Annotated in this window: 6 protein-coding genes; 5 read left to right on the top strand and 1 reads right to left on the bottom strand. The window is 56.8% G+C overall.

Translation table 11 applies throughout. The annotated features are described in order from the left end of the window. Window positions 1-137: 137 nt before the first annotated feature. Together RFN81_RS09155 and RFN81_RS09160 are read left to right on the top strand one after the other, a co-directional pair. On the top strand, window positions 138-5021 hold the full coding sequence (locus RFN81_RS09155; RefSeq protein ID WP_264498777.1) for an AvrE-family type 3 secretion system effector: 4884 nt from the start codon (window positions 138-140) through the stop codon (window positions 5019-5021). A 35-nt stretch (window positions 5022-5056) separates the two neighbouring features. After that, window positions 5057-5479 (top strand): type III secretion system chaperone, encoded by a 423-nt coding sequence (locus RFN81_RS09160; protein ID WP_264498778.1) that lies wholly within the window; start codon window positions 5057-5059, stop codon window positions 5477-5479. Between the two features lie 9 nt (window positions 5480-5488). Here RFN81_RS09160 and RFN81_RS09165 read toward each other — a convergent pair whose 3' ends face one another. Continuing rightward, window positions 5489-6154, bottom strand: a complete 666-nt coding sequence (locus tag RFN81_RS09165) for a GntR family transcriptional regulator (protein ID WP_264498779.1) — start codon at window positions 6152-6154, stop codon at window positions 5489-5491. Window positions 6155-6484: 330 nt separating this feature from the next. Between RFN81_RS09165 and RFN81_RS09170 the strand changes: the two genes are divergently transcribed. From RFN81_RS09170 to RFN81_RS09180, 3 genes are read left to right on the top strand one after another with little or no spacing between them, the layout of a single operon-like run. Beyond that, window positions 6485-8149 (top strand): ShlB/FhaC/HecB family hemolysin secretion/activation protein, encoded by a 1665-nt coding sequence (locus RFN81_RS09170; protein WP_264498780.1) that lies wholly within the window; start codon window positions 6485-6487, stop codon window positions 8147-8149. A gap of 58 nt (window positions 8150-8207) precedes the next feature. After that, on the top strand, window positions 8208-23192 hold the full coding sequence (locus RFN81_RS09175; protein ID WP_338539457.1) for a hemagglutinin repeat-containing protein: 14985 nt from the start codon (window positions 8208-8210) through the stop codon (window positions 23190-23192). Continuing rightward, the gene (locus tag RFN81_RS09180; protein ID WP_264498782.1) at window positions 23179-23436 is read left to right on the top strand and encodes a hypothetical protein; all 258 of its coding nucleotides are present in this window, start codon (window positions 23179-23181) and stop codon (window positions 23434-23436) included. Before RFN81_RS09175 ends, RFN81_RS09180 begins: the two co-directional genes overlap by 14 nt. Window positions 23437-23478: the final 42 nt, after the last annotated feature.

Here is a 23478-nt window from a genome sequence, read left to right on the forward strand (position 1 = left end):
AGGCTTACGTCTGTTGCGTATTAAGTGAAGGGCGGCGTGATGTGGTTCCCCGTCAGGGAAGAGAAAAATGATGGGAACCAGAAGGGGAAAATGACCACTTAACCGATACGTTCACCTCATCATCTTTGGAACTCGTTATGCAGAAAATCCAGCATGTTCAGCCTGGTCTGTCCATTTCGGAGATTGCACCAGCTACATTAGCTAAAACATCGTTATCGCAGGGCAGTAGCACCAGTGCAAGCCAAAAAGGCGCACAATCCCTGATTCAGCAAGGCTTGCATGATAAAAATAGGCCACCCGAGCTGGAGCAGGGAAGCAGCAGCCAGGTGAAGAGTCAGGCCGCGCGTTCAACTACCTTACGCAAATTATTTTCATCGGAAGTCATGGAGAAGGCCTTACCGCGTCCATCGCGCGATTCACTGACGTCAGGCGGCCCTATCCAGAGCCTGCCGCGTTTTGCCTTCACCGCGGCGGCTGAGAGCAAAATCAGCAGTAACAGTGCTGCGCCACCTGCGGCTAAATCTGATATCACGTTGGACAGCCACGGTAAGCTTCAGTTCGGCAAAGGCTTGCCGGAGGCGCTGACCACATTGTTACAACAGACCATCGGGAAAAATAGCCAGCCGTTCGTTGCCCACCATGAAAATAAGGATATGCAGCAGCATGCGCTAGTCGATAAATCAGGGCGATTGTTCGTAATTCAAAGCAATGAAGCTCAGCATATCGCATTTCACAGCAGCGGTCGTAGCGCGATGCCGACGGGCAAATCGGGCGCAGGTAGCGTAAAGCTGGAATCCACGCCAGACTATATCTCCCTACAAACAAAAGCGGGTGAATCCACCAACGTGCCGCTATCTGGGCGCATGAACCATGAGCTCTTGACCGGTATTCATCGACAGCCTGATTTAGCTTCAGGCGCGGGCGAGCAATTGCGCCTGCATGACGGCAAACTTTTTGCGCTAAACACCGAGTTTGGTATCTGGCAGCAAAGCAGCGATGTTCCGCATAGCCAGTTATCCCGGCAGGGGGATGGGAAACTGTATGCGGTTAAAGATGATCACACGCTGAGTAATCTTTCGGCGGGAACGGAGTCAGCCACGTTCAGCGGTAAGATTACGTCGTTCTCCGCCAATCAGAATGGACAATCGGCCGTGCTGACCGAGCAGGATCACCTTACGCAACTGCATCTGATGAACGCATTGGATGCCGCGCCGCAGCCGGTGGAACTCAAGCAGAACAATGGCGAGCCGGTGTATGCGAAAGCAGTGGGGTTAACCGCAGAACATCTGCTGATTGCCGATAATGACGGCAAACTTTACCATGCACCGCGGCCTGAAACAGGTGAACACCACGTTACATTAACCCCGGTCAGTACGCCGGAATTGAATGCGGTGCTGGGCAACGACCATCGTATTACTGGATTTGCCCATGATGAACTCGGCCGTCCGCAGGCGCTCGCCACCGATCGTCAGGGACAAAAACACGTCGCTTCTTTGGGACAAAATGGGCTGTCGCCAACGCCGGGGTGGAACCTGAGCGACAGTCTGGTCGTCGATAACAAACTGGGACTGACGACAACAGCTCCCGTAGCGAAAGACACCTTAGATCTGGGACGACTAGGGAAAATCGGATTACAGGACGGCAAAGTCCATTTCTATAATGGCAATACCCAAAACTGGGAAGCGTCCAGCGTCGAAGCCAGCCAACTGAAGCGCGGGCTAGACAATCAGGCTTACACGCTGAAAGACGGTGAAATCACGCCGCTGTCCATCAATCAGAAATCCGGCTCGTTTACGCACGGCGACAACACGGCTTTTGCGCTGCCGCAGGTGCGTATGATGCCGTCTGCGGGCGCGGCGCTTCCTGGGATCGCTAAGGACGACGGTGTATCGGCGATGGCAGTGCTCAACCGCAATAAATTTATTGTCGTCGATAAACAGGGCGATCTGCATTTCCACCAGATCAAACCGGGAACGGATAAACTCGCCGCGCCACCGCTGGCGTTGCCTAAGAATGGGTTATCCGGTGAGATCCAGGACATCACGCTGGATCACCAGCAGACGCTCTTCGCCTTGAACAAAGACGGGCAGCTTTTCCAACTGCCGAAGGCCGACTGGCAAAATGCGGCTAATCATGACACTGCCCAATGGCAACCGGTGAAGACGCCGATTGAGGGGAAAGTCAATTCGCTGGGCACGGATGCGCAGCATCATTTGCAGGTGGCGCATGACGATCATGAGATCCATACCCTGCAAGGCAACGCGTGGAAAACGACTGTACCGAAAGGGGAAGCGCCATTACCCGCGGAAGCGCGTGCCGCAGAAACAGTGTTTGGTCGGCTTGATGTCGCGACAAAAGGGGCGAAGATAGCGTTGACCGGGGTCACGGTAAAAGCCGATGTACAGGTTCTGGGTAAAACCGGCGAAGAGTCACAGCAGGTGAAAAGCAAGCTGTCAGATTTGCTCAGAGCGCATGTTGTCTCGTTCTCTATGGACGTCCCCCGGCCGTTAAAAACCTTTGCTGATCATGTTCAGCACCAGATCAACGGGCGTGAAGGACTGAAGCCCGTTTACGACATGCAGACTGAGTTACTGAAAAAACTGGATGCCACGACGGGCCAGCCCCAGAACGCGGCGATGGATCTGGAAAGTAAGATAGATAAGCTGGATCTGGGCGAGAAAGGGAAACCATTGGTGAACTTGCTCAAACAGTTCCATACCGAACTGGAAAGCAGCTCGGCCAAAGCTGCCCTGCTTATTGGCAGGCAACAGGGCGTGGTGAACGATAACGGTGTCATAAACACGGAAGGCAAGCCTGCCAGCGTGCACGGCAGAGAAAAAGATCTGGCCCCGATACTGCTGGCGGCAATGGAAAGTAACCCTTCATCGAAAACGAGTACGGCTGGCGCGCTGCTCAAAGCCTTTGTAGACAGCAAAACGCCGATCGCTCAAAAGCCGAATAGCGACGGGTTTGGACAGCATCGGGATACCAGTGACGCCTTGTCGCTGGCGAAAACGCGGCTAGTGCTGGATATCTTAGTGATGGGGGATTTGCACAAGCTGACCGATCGCATTGATGCATTATCCGGCACATCGCCAGGTGAAAAAGAACTGGCCTCGATGATGAAAGAGCTTAACGCACTGCGTCAGGGGGACTACGGCGAAAACCCAGTGAAGAAGATGACTGACATGGGCTTCACCAACCATAAGGCGCTGGAAGCGGATTATGATTCGGTGAAAACCTTTATGAAGGCGTTTAGGAAAGAAGAGAATGCCGTCAGCGTAACGTCGAAAACCGTGATGCAGGCGGCCAACCAGACGGACATGATTGATAAAATGAAGGCGACCATCCTGTCATTGGATAGCAACGAAAGCATCGCCTTTAATCGAACCTATGGCGGCGGAGCATCCATGTCGTTTGCGGTCAGCGGTACGCCATTACCTTTTCCTCCGGTGCCGGGCGGCGGTGTCAGCGGGGAACGGAATTACAATCTGAGTTTTTCTCGCGGTGAAAACGGCATCAATGTCGCCTTCGAGCGCTCAGGTGGCATCACCGGTAAAGTGAGCTTCTCCGGTGGGTATGACGTCAGCCAGTATCTGACAGGGAAAACCACGGAACAGATGACGCAGGGTATTAATAGCAAACACAGCTTTGCACCGGATGTTCGCGCCTCATTCGGCGTATCCGCCAGCCTGCAAATGGCGCAGCAAAACGCCCTGAATTTCACCCTTAGCGAAGAAGAACTGCCAGGTTTTATTGACGGCCTGTCGAGCGGCACGATCAACCCGCTGGCCTTGCTGGATAAAGGGGAGCAGCACAGCGTGAAGGCCGGTAAAACGGTTAGCTTCAATCTGGATAGCAACGCGGCGCTGGAGCTACGCGGCGGTATAAACCTGACGGGAAAAGGTGCAGAGCCAACCAGCGCCACGCTGCGCGGATCCGTTGGCTTGACGGCTAGCGCCAATGTGCTGTCAGCCACCAGTTCGTCCAGCGTTGCACAAGGTGAAAAATCCTCAACCTACACGGAATCCGACAATCGCCTGCGTTTCATGAATCAGGCCGCGATGGGGGCAAACGCGACCCTGAGCGCCGGTGCTTCCAGAACGACGTCGGATGGCTCTGTCCCGTTCTTCACCTCGGCCAGCATCGGGGTGAATGTGGCGGCAGACTCACGCACTAACCAGTCGATCAGCCTGGGCTTGAAGAAAGCCGAACCGCTGGAAAAAAAGGACATCGATTCCCTGACCAAAACGCTGAGCTCCGCGTTCAGCGATCCGGCCAGCCAGCTTTTGATTGACGGTGTGAAAAAAATAGCGGATCCGGACGATCAATTAGCCATCCTGAATGAGCACTTTGCGGATAAAACGGCAAAAACTGACGATCAGCATCAGGGATTGATGAGCCTGAAAAAGCTGAACGTGCGGCAGGATGTTGCGCGACGCGACGGCGCCACACTGGACAGCGTTAAACACACGACATCCTACACCAATCTCAGCAAATTGACGGAAAACGGGCTGTTCCAGGTCATCGGCAATCATTTGTTTTCTTCGCTGCCGCCGAGCAATGCCGATCGCATTAATCGACTGATTGCGGACAATCCCGCACTGAAGGATATCGTGAGCCGCTTGCAGGATAACGACAGAGCGTCGGTGACGGTTGTTCTGGAGCTGAAAGACGATGTGCGGGAGAAGATTGAGAAGGGCATTAAGGACAAAACACACGGTAAAGATGACATCATCGCGCTGTTTAAAGACGGCAGTAATTTACGTCTCGCCAGCATTGATGTCTCGCAGACGGTAAAGAAGAGCGAAGGGTTCAATACCCCAGCGATCATCGTTAACGCCTCAAGCAGCGCGGGCGTCAGCATGAATAAACTGCTCGGTAGCGTCAGCTTCAGTTACGGGCAGGATCAAAACGTACCGCAAAGCTACAAACTGAGCGGCGAAATAGCTAAAGCCAGTCCGGCTACCGCCAACGCTTTGCGGCAGTTACAGCAGGAAGGCTTGCAACTTAACAGCTGATCGTCAATAACACATGGTGATTAAAGGAGAACAGGATGACCCCCACACAACAGCATATTACTCGCCTATTGCGCCATTACGGTTCGCTCAGTCGTAGTCAACTGAGTTTGCAGGACGGCATCTGTGCGCTACGCGAATCTGACGGACAGGAAGCGGTGGTGTTAGAGGTCCCCGCCAGCAGCAGCGTGCTGCTGTTACACAGCGATGTGATACGATTTCAGGGGGACGTTAGCGCGGCGGTTTACCAACTCATGCTGATGCTCAACTTTGAAATGGCGGCGATGAAAGGCTGCTGGCTGGCGCTGGATGAGAATTCAACGCTGCGTTTGTGCACTCAGCACACCGCAGAATCGCTTGATGAATCCGGCTTTACCGCGCTGCTGCCCGCGTTTATCAGTCAGGCAAAAGAAACCCGACTGCTGATTCGCGGCTTGTTACCACGACTCACGGCGGCATAATGGGATAAACTATTGTTCTATCGCAATAAAGTCCAGCATCGTTGTACTTCCGTCCAGAATATCGGCTTGAATGGCCTGTCGAGCGGCACGGGTATCGTGCTGTTGTAGCGCCGCGAGGACATCTTCATGATGTTCGATCGCCATCTGCTCGGAAAAATGCGCATAGGCCTGTGCAATCAGCGGGCCGGTGCGCATCCACAAGCTGCCGATAAACTGCGTCAACAGCGGCATACGCGCGGCCTGCGCCAGAAACAGGTGAAACTCGCTATTTAACCGCAGCGCTTCGCGTAGATTTTTCTCGTCAATCGCCAGACGATTCTGGCGAATATTCTCTTCAATCTGCTCCAGCATCTTCGGCGTAATGTTTTCAGCAGCCTGCTCGGCTCCCGTGCCTTCCAGCGACAACCGTAATGTGCGAATCTCGATAAATTGCGCTTCGGTCAACTGGGGAACGCGGATATCACGCGGCGTTTTGAGCACCAGCGCCTGTTCCTTCGCCAGTTGCAGGATCGCATCCCGCACTGGGGTGACGCTGGTGCCTACCTGAGCGGCAAGCTCGCGTATTCTCAGGCGATCGTCCGGTTTGAATTGACCGGTAATTAATGCCTCGCGCAGCATCGTGTAAACGCTGGAACCCAGATAACTGTGGTTGATTTGCCCAATTGGATAATTCACTGTTCCCCCAGAGCGCACTGTACAACGTGGTGAGATAAATAGAGATGAGTGCCGTAATAACCTACGGCGATGAGGTGCTAATATACAATATGATGCATCAAAAACGCTATGGGGTGGTGTTTGCCGGTTGACGTATCGACAAAAAAAGGTCATGAAGTGTACAGTATTGTATGACGAGATGTAATGGGCCTGAAATTATTGGTTAGGGAGATATTTTATCCCGACTTAACGCAAATTCGTTACCATAAAATTATATATTACCTGACATATTGAGCTAGGTAATTAACGACACTACTATGACAAAAAATTATTATCATCAGGGATGAAACCATGCGTGGTTTTTTCAGGCTGATTATTATCATGCCTGCGCTATTTTCCTATACCGTATTTTCCGCGCCGCTTAATCCGGCAGACCGAAATAACATTCAGCAACGCCAGGCCGAGGTGATCGATCAATCCCGACAGCAGCGCAATTCCTTATTGCAATTACATCAGCCACAAACGACGGTGAATTCTATTGCGTCAAGCAATGCCGGACACTGTTTTTTCATTAAAGATATTCAATATCGCAATAGCTCGCTGCTGCGTGAAAGAGATAAGAAAAAGTTAAATAAAGATTATATTAATCGTTGTATTAATGTTAATGATATAAATCAGCTGATTCATGACGTCAGTAATTGGTATATCGAACGGGGCTATATTACCAGTCGTGCGTTTATTACTGAGCAGGATCTTTCTGGCGGCGTATTGCAGATCGATATTCTGGAAGGTCGCCTCGAATCTATTAATATTAATAACCAATCAACGTGGGCATTAAAGCAGGTTTTCCCTGGGTTGGAAGGCGAAATTCTCAATCTCAGGGATATTGAACAGGGCATGGAACAGCTCAACCGTATGCCGACGCAGCAGGTGAGCATAGAAATTCAGCCCGGCAGCCAGCCCGGTTATTCCATCGTCAACCTGACCAGTAAAAAGCAGATTCCGCTAACGGCGAATATCAGTTTCGATAATAGCGGGGAAAAAAGTACCGGGGAACGGCAGTTAAACGGCGGCCTGTGGGCGGATAACGTGCTGGGGTTGGCCGACCAGTGGTTTATCAACGGTGGGCACAGCAGCGAATTTCGCGATAGTAGCAATGTCGAAAGTCTGCATGCGGGGTTGTCGTTACCCTATGGTTACTGGACGCTCAGCTACGACTATTCTCAAAGCCGTTACCGTAACGATTTCATCAACCGGGATTTTCTCTGGCATTCAACGGGGAATAGCCAGACGCATCGCATCACGCTGTCACGCGTGATATTCCGCAATGGTGACATGAAAACCAGTCTCTCGGCGGGCATGTCGCACCGTATCGGGCAGAACTACCTAAACGACGTTTTGTTGCAATCCAGCAGCCGTAAACTCAGCAGCGCGATTATCGGCATCAATCACAGTCAGAAACTGTGGGGCGGGCTGGCGACGTTCAACCCTGCTTACAGCCGGGGAACGCGCTGGTTCGGCGCGGAAAGCGATGAAGGCAAATCTGATGATGCGCTGCGTGCCGAATTCAACAAAGTGACGCTGGCCGCGAGTTATTACTATCCGATCACTGATAACCTCCATTACCTCACCAACCTCTATGGCCAGTATTCACCGCAGCGCCTGTATGGCGGTGAACAGGTCACGCTGGGTGGGGAAACTTCCGTACGGGGCTTTAAAGAGCAGTATCTCTCAGGCAATCGTGGCGGTTACTGGCGCAACGAGCTCAACTGGCGGGCTGTGCAGCTGCCGCTGTTGGGCAGCGTTACCCTGACGGCGGCGGTGGACGGCGGGCATCTTTTCTCACAGAAAGCTGAAAGCGAAACCGCAGGTACGCTGTGGGGCGCAGCGGTAGGGGCTGGCGTCGCGAATCAATATCTCTCACAACAAATCACGGTTGGCTGGCCGTTGGCACACCCCGACTGGCTAAAACCGGATAGTGCCGTGGTGTATTACCGCGTTGGGCTGTCTTTTTAATTATTCATTTTTAATGTTTCGTTGTTAATTGTGCATCATTAAGACCGGGGGATCAGGGATGAAACCAGTAAAAACCACACAGCGCCTGCTGGCGTACACGCTGATCCACCTGATTGCGTTTCAGCCGTTGCTGCCAGCCATGGCCGCGGGCGTGCAGGTCGCGACGGGCAACACCGCGCTGGATCAGGCCGGTAACGGCGTCCCGGTCATCAATATCGCCACGCCAAACAGCGCGGGAATCTCCCACAACCAATACCAGGATTTTAACGTCGATAAACCCGGTCTGATCCTGAATAACGGTACGGCACAGCTCAATCCCACCCAGCTTGGCGGGTTGATCCAGAACAACCCGAACCTGAAAGGTAAAGCCGCCGACGCCATTATCAACGAAGTGGTGTCCACCAACCGCAGTACGCTGGCGGGCTACCTTGAGGTCGGCGGCAAGCAGGCCAGCGTCATCGTGGCCAACCCGAACGGCATCACCTGCGACGGCTGCGGTTTTATCAATACCCCGCAGGTGACGCTGACTACCGGCAAACCGCAGTTGGATGCGCAGGGAAACCTGCAGCATATCGACGTGACCCGCGGCGATATCACGCTGACCGGGCAGGGGCTGGATGCGAGCAAGAGTGACTACCTCAGCCTGATAGCCCGTACCGCGCAGATTAACGCCGGGTTGAATGCTAATGATGCGCAGATTGTGCTCGGTGCTAATCAGGTCGATGCCAATGGTACAGTCACCGCGCACACAGCGGGCGACGGCGTGAAAGTTGCGCTCGACACGGGCGCACTAGGCGGGATGTACACCAACCGCATCAAGCTGATTTCCAGCGATAAGGGCGTGGGCGTCAACCTTGGCAATCTCAGTGCGCGCAGCGGGGATATCACGCTGTCGGCCAACGGCAAGCTCAGCCTCGGCGATACGGTGGCGCAGGGGAATATACAGGCGGACGCGGACTCGCTAGCGCTACGAGGCAAGCAGCAGGCGGGTGATGCGCTGAGGCTGAACGCCAAACAGGAGATCACGCTGCAGGACGACACGCTGCGTGCCGGGCAGGATATCGCTCTCCAGACAGACGGGGCGCTGAAGGCGCAAAACAGTGCCATCAGCGCGGGTGTCGATGCGCAGGGCACTGTCAAATCCGCCAATCAATTATCCCTTAACGGTGACGCTGTCACGCTTGATGCCGCCCAGCTTACTGCCGGTAAGGTGACGGTCAACGCGGGCCAGTCTCTGCAGCAGAATGCGGCAAGTGGCATCAGGGCAGCGTCGGTGCTCAATGTGCGCGGCGACACGGTATCGCTGGCGGGCAGCGCGAGCGCTGAGGATGTGCGGCTGGAGGCGAAGACTCTTACCAGTACTGGCAGCACCCAACTGCAGGCAAAAAACAACGCCACGGTACGCGTCACGCAGCAGGGCGATTGGCAAGGAAATCTGACCGCCGGTAATGTGCTCACCGTTGAGGGAAGACGTCTGGTGCAGCGCGGTACGCTGGCGGGGAAAACCCTCGCGCTGACGTTGGATGCGCTGGATAACGGGGGGGATATCGCCGCGCGGCAGGCGCTGACGTTCAGCGGCGGCGACATGACGAACCGCGGCACGCTGGCGGCGGCCGAGCGGTTGACGGTTAACGCACGGCGTCTGGACAACAGCGGATTGATCAGCGCCCGCAGTGACGTGAGGCTTGAGCTGCAAACGGTGCTGAACAATCAGGGCAACATCCTGACGGAAAATCAGCTGTTTTTACTGGCCGACAGCATCACCAACGGTGGCACACTACAGGCCGCGACGTTGACCGCACAAGCTGACAACTTCACCAGTCAGGGCGAGGTGACCGCGAACGCACTCGACCTGAGCAGCCAGACAGCAGAAAACCACGGTGCTATCAATGCGCGACAGATACTGGCGCTGCACGGCGGTAGTCTGGTGAACCGCGGCACGCTCAGCGCGGGGGAAAAACTGGCGCTGACGTTAGGTGACTCGCTGGATAACCTCGGCCTGATGCAGGCTGGCAATACCCTGCAGGTCACCGCTGACCGCCTTAGCAATGACGGTACGTTCACCGCCTCTAATTTACAACTACACACCGGTACGCTTGCCAATCAGGGAACGTTGCAGGCTGACAACGCGCTGCAGCTTAAGGCCACGCGTGCGCTAACGCAATCCGCGACCGGCTCGCTGCTGGCTGGCACGGACCTGACGGTGAACGCCGGACTGGCCGAGACCGACGGTGCCATTCAGGCGCAGCAGTTCCTGCTGAATGCCGAACGCTGGCTCAACGCGGGGAAAACCAGTCTTACCGGCGACGGACAGGTTACCGCCGCCCATCTGGACAACCGCGGCAGCTTGTTGACGGCGGGCAACTGGACCATTCACAGCGATGTCGTCAGACAGGCCGGGGCGTTGCAAGGAAATAATTTGACCCTTCAGGCCAATACTCTTACAAGCAGCGGACAGGCACAAGCGCGGGGTGCGTTAAACCTGACCGTCGCCGATACCTTTACCAATAGTGGCGACTGGCTCAGCGGAGAGTCGCTGCATCTTCAGGCGGCAAAGTCCGAGAACCGGGGCACGCTGCAGGCGCTAACCCTGACGGCAGACGGTACGTCCCTCGACAACAGTGGCACGGTCAGCGGTATCACTAACCTGTCGATCTTCCTGAACGGCAATCTGGCTAATCAAGGAACACTGCTGAGTGAGAGTGATAGCAGCACCACGGCTAAACGGTTCGATAATCAGGGAACGTTGCAGGCAAAAAATGTCACGCTGCAGGTGGATGAACTGGATAACGCGGGAAACATCTTCGGCGTGTCCTCACTGGCGCTGACGGCGGCCAGCGGGCTGACCAACCGGCAGGCGGGGAAACTGCTGTCTCAGGGCGCGGCGGTGCTCACGGCGGCGGAGGCTGTTAATGCCGGAGACTGGCAGGCGAAAACCCTGACGCTGACGGCGAATAATCTCACCAATGATGGCCAGATCCAGGGGGATGACGCCTTGCTCCTGACACTGCCAACGACTGGCGGCACAGGGACGCTAATCAACCGTGGCTCGTTGAACACAGGCGGGGACGCCACGCTGTTTGCACGCCTGATGGAGAATCCGGGCACGCTCTCCAGCCAGGGCCACGCGACACTGACGGGCACGTCGCTGATAAACGACGGTCGTCTGGTTGCGGCAACAGGGCTGTCGCTGTACGGCGACTATCAGGGCCGTGGCCTGCTGAACACGGCGGGCACCCTGACGCTGGAGGGCGATACGCTGGTTAACGGCGGGCATTGGGAAAGCCGGGCGCTGTCCCTGCAAGGGAAGCACTTTACCAATCAGGGCGCGGTGCTGGGTAACACGGTTGCGCTTTCTGCGGAGCGTCTGGTTAACCACGGTGACATCACGGGTGTCGATACGCTAACGCTGTCGCTTGGCGACAGCCTGAATAATCTCGGCACGCTACGCAGCGACAACCTGTCGGTTGCGGCGGCGGAGGTGAACAACCGCGGCGACATGCAGGGCATCAATACCCTGCAACTGAACACCGCCGAGTTGCTGGATAACACGGGCGTCATCAGCGGCAGTCAGTCTGTGGCGGTGACAGCCGGTAACGTCAGACAGGGCGGTACGCTGGAAGGGAAAAGCGTCACGCTGGACGCCGCCTCGCTAACCAATCAGGGCAAAACGCTGGGCGTGGACGCGCTGACATTGTCGATTGCCGGTAATTTTTCCAACGACAGCAATCTGCTGACGCAGGGCAACGCAACGGTGACCGCGCAGAGCATCGATAACCGCGGGCTGATGCAGGCCGGAAACCTCACGCTGGAAGCGGATGATGTGACCAATGCCGGGAAACTGCTCGGTATTCAGGCGCTGTCGGTAACGGCACAGGGCGGGCTGGCAAACCAACAAACCGGCAAACTGCTCACGCAGGGGGCGGCGGTGTTACAGGCTGCTAAAGCGAAGAACCACGGCGAGTGGCTGGCGGATAACCTGACGCTGCAGGCCGAACGTTTCATCAATACGGGACGGGTGCTGACCGACCGTGAGCTTAGCGTCACCGTTGCGCCCGTAAGTGCCGCGCGTCAGCGTTCATTCCTGCCGATGGCGCTGTCGCTGGCGGCAGATATTCAGCAACTCAACGCCTCATCTCCACCTCAGGGAGGTGGGGCGGGCGACGGTGTACTGGACAACAGCGGCACGCTGGCGTCGGGCGGTGACCTGCAGCTGCATGCCGCACAAATCACCAATCAGGGCTCGCTTTCCGGTAACAGCACGGCAACCCTGACGGGCAACACGATCCAGAATGACGGTGCCGTGGTCGCCCTGACATCCCTGTCGCTGACGGGTGGTTATCAGGGCAGCGGGACGCTGCAGACCGACGGGCGGCTGGACTGGTCCGGCACCACGCTCACCAACCGCGGGCGCTGGCAGGCGAACGCCATTCAGTTGCAGGGGCTCACGCTGGAGAATCAGGGCACGCTGCTGGGGCAGCGGATCGATATCACGGCGGATACCCTGTTTAACGGCGGCGAAATTGCCGGGATTGATGCGCTGCAGTTGACCCTTGCTGACCGCCTGACCAATCAGGGCGAACTCTACGGGGCGACGCTGGGGCTGTCGGCGACTGGCCTATTTAATCAGGGGGAACTCTCCGGTGACGACCTGTATCTGACGTTGCAAGAAGGTTTGCACAACAGCGGCCTGATTAGCGGCAGCCAGCGGGTACAACTGGAGGCGGATCAGGTCGAGCAGTCGGGTTCACTGGAAAGCCGTCGGTTGCAGGTGCAGGCGAACACCCTGGATAACCAGGGCACGATGCTGGGCATGGACGAATTGACGCTGTCGATTAACACCACGGCGCGCAACAGCGGGAAGTGGCTGAGTCAGGGCGACAGCTCGCTGACCGCCAGCCGGCTTGAGAATACAGGCCAGTGGCAGGCGAAAACGCTGACACTGACGGGCGATGACGTCCAGAATGCCGGGCAGCTGCTGGGGCTATCATCGCTGTCGCTGACGGCGAAAAACCGTCTGGACAATGCGCAAAATGGCAAGTTGCTCACGCAGGGGCTGGCAGTGCTGAACGCGGCCGAGGTGAGCAATGACGGTGAATGGCAGGCGGATAGCCTGACGCTGGAGACGCAGAAACTGACCAACGCCGGTCACATTCAGGGTGATACATCGCTGACGGTGATGCTGGCAAACGGTGATGTAGACAATCAGGGCACACTGTGGAGCAAGCGTGCCGATATTGCTGCCCGCACGCTGACCAACGCGGGTGAGATCACCGGCGTGAACGGTCTTCAACTGACGCTGGGTGACGCCTTAACCAATCAGGGGGCGCTGAGCAGCTATCACCTGACCGCGCAGGCAGGCAGCCTCGACAATAGCGGGAAAATCAACGGCCTTGACCAACTGGGGATTACGGTAAACCAGAACCTCAACAATACCGGCATGCTGTACGGGGCGGCAGTGACGTTGAACGCGAACGACCTGACCAACCGCGGCACGCTCACCGGTATTGACAGCCTGTCCCTGGGGCTGAACGGAACGCTGAATAACACCCGTGACATCAGCAGTAATGCGCTGACGCTCAACGCCAATGACGTGTTTAACCACGGCACGATGACAGGCGTGAACGGGTTAACGTTCCTGCTCGGCAATCACCTCGACAATCAGGGAACGCTGAACAGCCAGGCGCTTGCCATCACCGCCAACGATCTCACTAACGATGGTCAGATCAACGGCACGCGCAGTCTGCAACTGACGCTGGACGGCACCCTGACCAACACCGGTGACCTCACCAGCCCGCGCATCGGTATCACCGCGGCGGGCGTGCTGAATTACGGTCAGGTGCTGGGTGCGGACGATCTGCAATTTGATTTGCGCAATACGCTGGATAATCGCGGGCTTATCAGCGGCAGCACTACGTTGGGTATCGTGGCAAACCATATCGATCAGCAGGGGACGCTGGAAGCGAGGGCGCTGAAGGTGGACGCGCAGACGCTGGATAACCACGGCAAGATGCTGGGCGTGGATGCGCTGACGCTGGCGATTGCGGGGACAGCCCGTAATCAGGGGAAATGGCTGAGTCAGGGCAGCAGTACGCTGACGGCGGATCAGGTTGATAATCAGGGGCAGTGGCAGGCGGGCGACATCACGCTGCAGGCCACTGACCTGACCAACCGTGGACAGATCTTTGGTCTCGATGCGTTGTCGCTGACAACACATAACACACTGAACAATCAGCAGGACGCGAAACTGCTGTCGCAGGGCGTCGCGGTACTGCGTGCGGCAACGGCGGTAAACGACGGCGACTGGCAGGCAGACAACCTGACGTTAGAGGCGCAGCAACTGACCAACCGCGGGCGGATGCAGGGAGACCACGGGTTAGCCATCATGCTGGACCGTACCAACCCTGCCAGCCGGTTAACCAATCAGGGCACGCTGCTCTCCGGCGGCGACACACAACTGAGCGCCAGCCAGCTCGATAATCAGGGCACCGTGTCCGGCGTGGGTAAGATGACGCTCGACGGCGGTGCGATAAACAACACAGGCAACGTGATTGCCGACGGGGCGCTGTCGCTCAATGGCGACTATCAGGGGGCAGGCCTGCTGCATACCGCCGACACCCTGACGCTGCGCGGCAATCAACTGAACAACAGCGGGCGCTGGGAAAGCCGGACGCTGGCGCTAAACGGAAGTGCGTTCAGCAACACCGGCACGGTCATCGGTGAACGCGGCCTCACGCTGGAGCTGCGTGACGGCCTGACAGTCGGCAGTGCGGGTCAACTGCTGACCAACGGGGCCCTGCAGGCGCAGGCGGGCACGGTCATTAACGACGGATTCTGGCAGGGCAAGACGCTGGAACTGTTGGCAAACGATCTGACAAACGGCGGCACGCTGCTCGGTCAGGACGGGCTGCGGCTTGATTTGCCGGGAACCTATCAGGGGAATGCACAATCACGTTTGCTAAGCGACGGTGAGGCTGTTATCACGGCTGACCGTCTAACGCAGAGCGGTGAGATAGCGGCAGACACGCTGAGCCTGACCACCACCACGCTGGATAACAGCGGGCGGGTGCTGGGAAGTAATGGCCTGACAGTCACCAACCGTGATGAGCTGCTTAACCGTGCCGGTGGCGAGTTGCTGACCAACGGCGCAGGCCGCCTCGACAGCGCTGCGCTGCGCAATGCCGGTACGCTGCAGGCGAATGACCTGCAACTGGGCGCCCGCGAGATAGACAATCAGGGTCACATTCAGGGTACCGACGCGCTGCGTCTGCTGGATGTGCTGCGCTATGTCGGCGATAAAAGCAGCCAGTTGCTCAGCAACGGCGTCGCGACACTGCATGCCACACGGGCGGACAATGCCGGTTTATGGCAGGCGGGTACGCTATTGCTGAACGGCAACACGTTCGACAACCATGGCACGGTGGCAGGGCTGAGCGGTCTGTCGCTCAACGGCGACGCACTCAACAACCAGGGAGAACTGTTCTCGCAGGGCGCAGTAACAGTAACCGGTAAGACGTTGGAAAACAGCGGCACGCTGACGGGCGTCGGCGGCTTTACGCTGAATCTCACTGACCGTGTTGATAATCTGGCGACAGGGCGACTGCTCAGCGGCGGCACGGGCGAACTCACAACCGGCGTGTTGCGCAATCAGGGACTGTGGCAGTCGGACGCGTTACAACTGACCGCCCGTGACCTCGAACAACAGGGCAATCTGCTGGGCGTGCAGCGCGGGACGTTGCAACTGAGCGGAACGTATCAGGGCGCACAGGGCAGCCAACTGGTCAGCGGCGGTGACCTGAGCCTGACGGCGCATGACATCCTCAACCGTGGACAGATACAGGGTCGCACGCTGACGCTAGGTGCAGATGAACTCACTAACCACGGTACGTTGCGTGGCAATAGCGCGCTTAATGCGACGGCCTCCCGTCAGTTTACCAATACCTCGCAGGCACGTCTGAGCAGCGACGGCACGCTGAACGTGCAGGCGGCGGCGCTGGCTAATCAGGGAGAAATCAAAGCCGTTAACACCACACTGACGGGGAATACCGTCATCAACGGCGGCACGGCGCAGGGCACCGCGGCATTGCAACTGGATGCAGCAGAGCGCATCGTCAACCAGCAGGCCGGGCAACTGCTGTCTGACGGCACCACGACGTTGAAATCAGCGGCGGTCGAGAACCACGGCTGGCTGCAGGGGCGCGGGCTGACCGTAAACACAACTCAGTTGATCCAGCAGGGCAGCCTGATGGCGCAGGACAAACTGACGCTGAAAATCCCGCAATGGGTGAATAACGGGCTGGTACAGGCGGGCGAACTGGAGATTATCGCCGATGAACTCGACAACCACGGCACGCTGCTGGGCCTGACACAACTGGCACTGCAGACGCAGCGGCTGATTAACCGTCAGGGGGCGAAGCTCTACAGCGCGCAGGACCTGCGCCTGAAAACGCAAGAGCTGCAGCAGGACGGGCAACTGGTGGCGCTGGGCAACCTGAGTGCCGACATTACCGGGCCGCTGACCTTCACCCAGAGCATGGCCGCCGGTCGACAGCTGACGCTGAACGTGGCGGGCGACCTCGATCAGCGTGGTACCCTGCAGGGCCAATCCGTCCAGCTGACCAGCACCGGCACGCTGACCAATCAGGGCCGCATTCTGGCAGGCGGTGGGGAATCGCGCCTCAGCGCAAAGGATATCGTACAGCTGGAGGCGGGCAGCGTGCAGGCGGGTGATAATCTGACGCTGGTGAGTGATAACACGCTGAATAACAAAGGGCTGATTGGTACCACGGGCGACCTGCTGGTGCAGGCCGGCAGCGTGTTGCACAACAGCAGCATGCTGTATGCGGGCGGCAATATGCGCCTGCTGTCGGATTCGCTGACCAACGTGTTCGGCACCATTCTGGCGGGCAATAACATGTGGGTGCAGCGCGATGCACAAGGCAACGCCAGCACCTCGCTGCTCAATAGTTCCGGCACCATTGAAACCCAGTCCGGCGATATCACCATTAATACCGGCACGCTGACCAATCAGCGTGAGGGACTGGTGGTGACGGAAAGTGAATATCCTATAAATGGTAGGCCTTCTTGGATTGGATTGACGAATGTCAATATCCCTTTAAGCTGGTTTAATAATGGAGAATATGGGATTGACATAGAAAAGCAAATTTTTAGAACCCTCGCCCCAGGTACAGTGCGTGGCACTGCTGGCACGTGGCAATGGATTGAAGAGGTAACCACTTTTTATAAATACGTTCCTAGAAACTCGGCTATTACTAAAAAAGTTTTGTCTGGGAATACTTCTATTAGTGTTATAACAAAGGGAAATGAAGGGGTATTACTATCGGGCGGATATTTATTCTTATCAGCAAACAAGTTAGACAATAAAGCTTCGAAGGTTATTTCATCTAAAGATATTTTCCTAAAAGGGAATTCTTTTAAGAATGAATCATATCAAGCAGGCGAGCTAAAGCAGTATTTAACGTATATTTATTCGGGCCAGAGTCAGAAATCAACAGCGATTGGTGCGTTACCTGAACATTTATCGTACATATTATCCGGTTCTCCAACCACCGAAAAAACCGTTGGCGAAAGCTATAACGCCTTAATTCAGGCGGGCGGCACCATTACCGCCGATTTCAAACAGGATATCAGCAATACCACGCTGCAGCCGGGCAGTGGCGGATTTATGCCAGCGGCCACCAAACCGGTGCTGGATGCCATCACTACGCTGTCACCGTTGCAGAAGCAGACCACGCGCCAGCTGGTCAGTCAGGATTCGTCGTTTAATGCCGGGGCGGTTGACGTCACCAAAGCTGGCGGTGGGCAGGCAACGTTGGCGGGCAATGCCGCAGGCGTGGCGGCGACAGGCAAAGCGGTCACGCTGACGCCGCAGGCGAGCACCGCACTGCAGGCGGGGGCGCAGGCGGACAACATCACGGCGACTATCGCAGCACCGAATACTGCCGGGCCGCTGACGCTGAATACCGGCGATGCCGTGGTGTTACCGACTTCTGCTTCTGGTCACGTCAACAACCCCGATGCGGTTGCGCTGACGTCGACAGGCCAGCGGCCCGATGCAGGCAAAAGCCTGACGCCGGTTAGCGTGAACAACACAGCGGCGAGCATCACGGTTGCGGGCACGGTGGGCACCCCTGCCACACTGGCGACACCGGGCCCGGTGTCGGTGGAAGCGCTGAAACCGACAGTGAGTGCAGACAGCCTTCCAGACGGGGCTACTGCTGTGAAGCCACCGCTTTCTGCCGCTGACTTGCTGAGCGCCATTGGCAATGGCCTACAAAACCTGAGCACCAACCCGCTTGCCGAGTACCCGCTGCCGACCAGCAATAACGGGCTGCTGGTGGTCGACCCGAATGCCGACAGCCGCTACCTGATCCATACCAACCCGAAACTGGAACAGTTGGGGCAGGTCGACAATGCGCTGTTCAGCGATTTGCAGACGCTGTTGGGGCAGCAGCCGTCAACGGTGGTGCCGGTTGAGACGCGCTCGCAGTGGACGCAGACCGAGCGAGTGCTGGGCTCGTCCTACCTGCTGGACAAGCTGAATCTGGATGCGGATCACGATTATCGTTTCCTCGGCGATGCGGAGTTTGATACCCGCTATATCAGCCAGGCGGTATTGAAACAGAGCGGACGGCGTTATCTGGATGGTATGGGATCTGACTTGTCACAGATGCAAATGCTGCTGGATAACGCGGCGGCGGCGCAGAAAGGCATGAACCTGCAACTAGGCGTCAGCCTGACGCCGGATCAGGTCGCTAACCTCAGCCAGAGCCTGGTCTGGTGGGAAAATATCGAGGTCAACGGGCAGACCGTACTGGCACCGAAGCTGTATCTGGCGCAGGCGGATAAAAGCAACCTGCAAGGCAGCGCGATTGTCGCGAACAGGGTCGAGCTGAACGCCGGCGGCAGCGTTACCAACAGCGGCACGCTCAGGGCGGTCGACGTGCTGGCGATAGCCAGCGGCGACAGGATTGATAACCACGAAGGCGGGCTGATTAAGTCAGACGGCGGCCTGAATCTGGTGGCGCTCAACAACATCACCAACAGCGGCAGCCAGATTGAAGGTAATACGCTGCAGCTCGCCAGCATTAACGGCGACATCATCAACCGGACGGAAAGCCGCAATTTTCAGGCAGCACAGCCTAACGCTTCACTTAGCAGAGTTGGTTCTCTTGTCTTTACCGAAGTGGGCAAAACCGCAGACATCGTGTCGGGCAACAGCCTGACGCTCAGCGCGGGCAAGGATATCCGCAACGTGGCGGCCACGCTCAGCGCCGGGCAGGACATGGCGCTGAACGCCAAAGGCAATGTGGCGATGGAGTCATTGACACTGACGAACAATTTTGTGGATATAGGAAGGGGCAGGACTTCACTGCGCCGCACGCAGGACGTGTCAAACAGCCAGCTCCTGAGCGGCGGCGAGTTGAATCTGGTGGCGGGACGGGACGTGTTGTCCGAAGCAGCCAGCCTGAACGCCAAAGGCAATGCAACACTGGCAGCCGGACGCGATCTGAATCTGCTGTCCGAAAGCGAAGAAACCTACAGCGGCAATTGGTGGAACCGTCACGCCGACTGGCAGCAAAACATCACCCAGCAAAGTACGGAGCTGACGGCTGGAAAAGGTCTGAACCTGCAGGCGGGCAGAGATATCAACCTACAGGCGGCACAGGGCGTGGCGAGCGGCGCGGTAACGGCGCAGGCAGGTAACAATATCAACCTGCTGTCGGCGACGGAAACGCAGCACACCTTCTTTGAAGAAACGAAGGTCAAGAAAAAGGCTTTCTCGAAGACGGTGACGCATACGCTGCAGGAAACGTTGCAGACCGATGAAAAAGGCAGCCTGTTATCGGGTGACGGCGTCACGTTGGCAGCCAATCAGGATATCAACCTGCAGGGCTCCTCGGTGGTCGGCGACAAGCAGGTCACGCTGCTGGCGAACAACGACGTCAATACCGCCGCCAGCGTAGAGAACTACCAGAACTATGAGGAGCACAGCAAGAAAAAAAGCGGCCTGTTCAGCGGCGGCGGTATTGGTTTTACCATCGGTTCAACCTCGGCAAGCCAGAAACTGCGCGATCAGGCGGCGACACAAAGCCAGAGTATCAGCACCCTTGGCAGTACGACCGACTCGGTGACGGTGAAGGCCGGGAACGCTGTCACGATCAGCGGCACCGATATGGTGGCCGGGAAGGACATTCTCCTGCAGGGCAACAATGTGACCCTCGACCCGGGCTATGACACGCGCAAGCAGCAGCAAGAGTTTGAGCAGAAAAGCGCGGGGCTGACCGTAGCGCTGTCCGGCGTGGTGGGCTCGGCGCTCAACAGCGCGGTGCAGAGCATTCAGGCGGCGAAAAGTGAAAGCGATGGCCGGCTGGCGCTGCTGCAGGGCATGAAGGCCGGGCTGTCGGGGTATCAGGCCTATCAGGGCAGCCAGTCCGAGTTGAACAACAAGGGGGAGGCGTCTTTTGTCGGCGTCAGCATTTCGCTCGGGGCGCAGAACTCACGCTCCAGCCAGACCAGCGAGCAGAAGCAGAGCTTTGGCTCGACGCTGAATGCGGCCGGGGATATCGGTATCGAATCGCGCACCGGGGATATCACGGTCGCGGGCAGCCAGCTTAAGGCGGGTGGGGATGTCCTGATGAACGCGGCGCAGGATATCCACCTGCATTCCGCCCGCAACAGCGAGGATATCCGCGGTAAAAACAGCAGTAGTGGCGGCAATATCGGCGTCAGCCTGGGCTTAAGCAACGGCAACACGGGGCTCAGTATTTTCGCCAATGTCAATGCGGCGAAAGGACGTGAAACCGGCACGGGCAACACCTGGTCCGAAACCACGGTGGATGCGGGTAACCACGTCACGCTGAAAAGCGAGCGCGACACGCGGCTGACCGGCGCGCAGGTGAGCGGCGGGCGCATCGATGTTGACGCCGGGCGTAACCTGCTGCTGCAAAGTCAGCAAGACAGCGACCGCTATGATTCCAAACAGGTGAGCGGGTCGGCGGGCGGCAGCTTTACCTGGGGCGGCGGGGGTGGCAGCGGCTATATCAGCCTCAGCAAAGACAAAATGCACAGCAATTACGACAACGTGCAGCAGCAGACGGGGCTCTTTGCCGGTAAAGACGGATTTGGTATAAAGGCCGGGGAGCATACCCAGCTTGACGCTGCGGTTATTGGCTCCACTGCCAGCGCCGAGAAAAACCGGCTGGAAACGGGGACGCTGGGGTGGAGCGGGCTCAACAATAAAGCCGAGCTCAAGGTGGAGCACAGCGGCGCCGGGTTCAGCGCCAGTCCGTCCCTGAACGGCAGTATACTGTCGACGCTGGCGATGAACGTGCCGTCGGCGCTGATGGCGCTGGGGAGCCACGGGAATGCGTCCAGCACCACCTATGCGGCGGTGAGTGACGGTACCCTGCTGCTGCGGGATACGGCGAAGCAGGTGCAGGATATCGCCACGCTGAGCCGTGACGTTGAGCACGCGAACAACGCGCTCAGCCCGATCTTTAACAAAGAGAAAGAGCAGAAACGCCTGAAACAGGCGCAGCTGATTGGTGAAATCGGCGCGCAGGTGATGGATATCGTGCGCACGGAAGGCAAGCTGAAGGCGCAGAAAGCCGCAGAGGCCAAGGGCGATGCCACCGTCAAACGTCCGCAAGAGGGGGATTCGGCGCAGGAATGGGAAGTCTATAAAAAGGCGCTGACGGAATCACCGACCTACAAGGCCGAGATGCAGAAATACGGCACGGGGAGCGACTTCCAGCGTGCGGCACAGGCGGCGACGGCGGCGATACAGGCTCTGGCGGGCGGGGACATTCAGAAAGCGATAGCCAGCGGTGCGTCGCCGTATCTGGCACAACGGGTGAAAGACGCCACGCTACCGAAGGACGAGAGCAAAATCACGGCGTCGGATATCGCGGCCAACGCGATGGCGCACGCGGTGGTGGGTGCGGTGGTTGCGCAACTGTCGGGTCAGGATACGGCAGCGGGGGCGATTGGTGCCTCCAGCGGTGAACTGGCCGCCCGTGCGATTATGGCCGCACAATATCCCGGCAAGACGGCGAACGACCTGACGGAAGCGGAAAAGCAGTCGGTCAGCGCGCTCTCGACGCTGGCCGCCGGGCTGGTATCGGGTCTGGCTGGTAACAGCACCGCCTCCGCCACCAGCGGCGCACAGTCCGGGCGTAATGCGGTGGAGAATAATTTCCTCGGTGCAACTTCTTCAGACAAACTCGATAAGGCTGTTGAGAAAATTAAGAACGGTGATAAGACATTAGCGACCGCTAATGAGCTGATTAAGCTGGAAAACGCCGATAAACGTAGTGATGCACTGGTGGATAAATTTACCAGAGACCCTTCACAGATGAGTAGTGCTGAGCAGGCTGAACTGGCGGGTTATCTGCGTGTTTATGCGTCTGAGATGGAGAAGGAGTACGGTTCCGCTGTTTCGCAGGAATTGGTCAAAGGTTTGCTCTCTGGACAGGATTACATGAAACGTAACCCTGACTCTGAAGCCATGTCTAAGGCTCAGACAATCATGAACACTTGGGGCTATCACAGATCTAATGCCAGTATAGGCGATGCACCTACTATACTTGTAGGCAGTGTGCTGGGGGTTACTGTGAAAGGTATGGCGGCTAATGCAGCGATTGGTGTGGGGGTTAATACTGGTGTTCAGCTCACCGGAAAAGATCCGTTCAGTTACGTTGATGCGATTATGGCTGGGGTAACAGCAGCAGCAACGACGGGGAAAGGTATTATAGCCTCAACACCTATCAATATGGGCGGTGCAGCAATTGGCAGCAGTATTAAGGGGGAAGATCCGACTAACTCAACTATTGGAGCAGGAGTTGGTTCTATATTCGGTGGCGGTATTGGCAAAGCGGCAACTGAGCAACTAAAACCTGTTATTAAAGAAGGTAGCGCTGAAATCATTGGATCAGCTACAGGTTCAATTGTAGGAGAGGCTACCGGCAATAAAGTTAAAAATAAACTTGATAATGCTGGCGAGAAAAATGGAAAAAATTAACATTAAGGTTTTGGTTAAACTACTTTTCTTGTGTGTAAGCATATTGTTTGTTGCTGTAGTAATCGCTTATCTACTGGCATCAGTAATTGTTTATTTTAAAATAGATATATTTTATTTTGATTGGAAAGAAGCTTTCTCTGACGCTTTCAGAAAAGGGATTGTGGGCGGTTTAATACTTGGCTTCGGTATCTGGATAAAAGCCAAGCTACAAGAGCGTAAGGCTGGAAAAAAGCCAGCCAAATAATCCCTATAACGAAATCCCCGGCCTTAAAACAGGCCGGGATTT

This window comes from Pectobacterium cacticida (assembly GCF_036885195.1).
In the GTDB taxonomy this organism is placed as follows: Bacteria; Pseudomonadota; Gammaproteobacteria; order Enterobacterales; family Enterobacteriaceae; genus Pectobacterium; species Pectobacterium cacticida.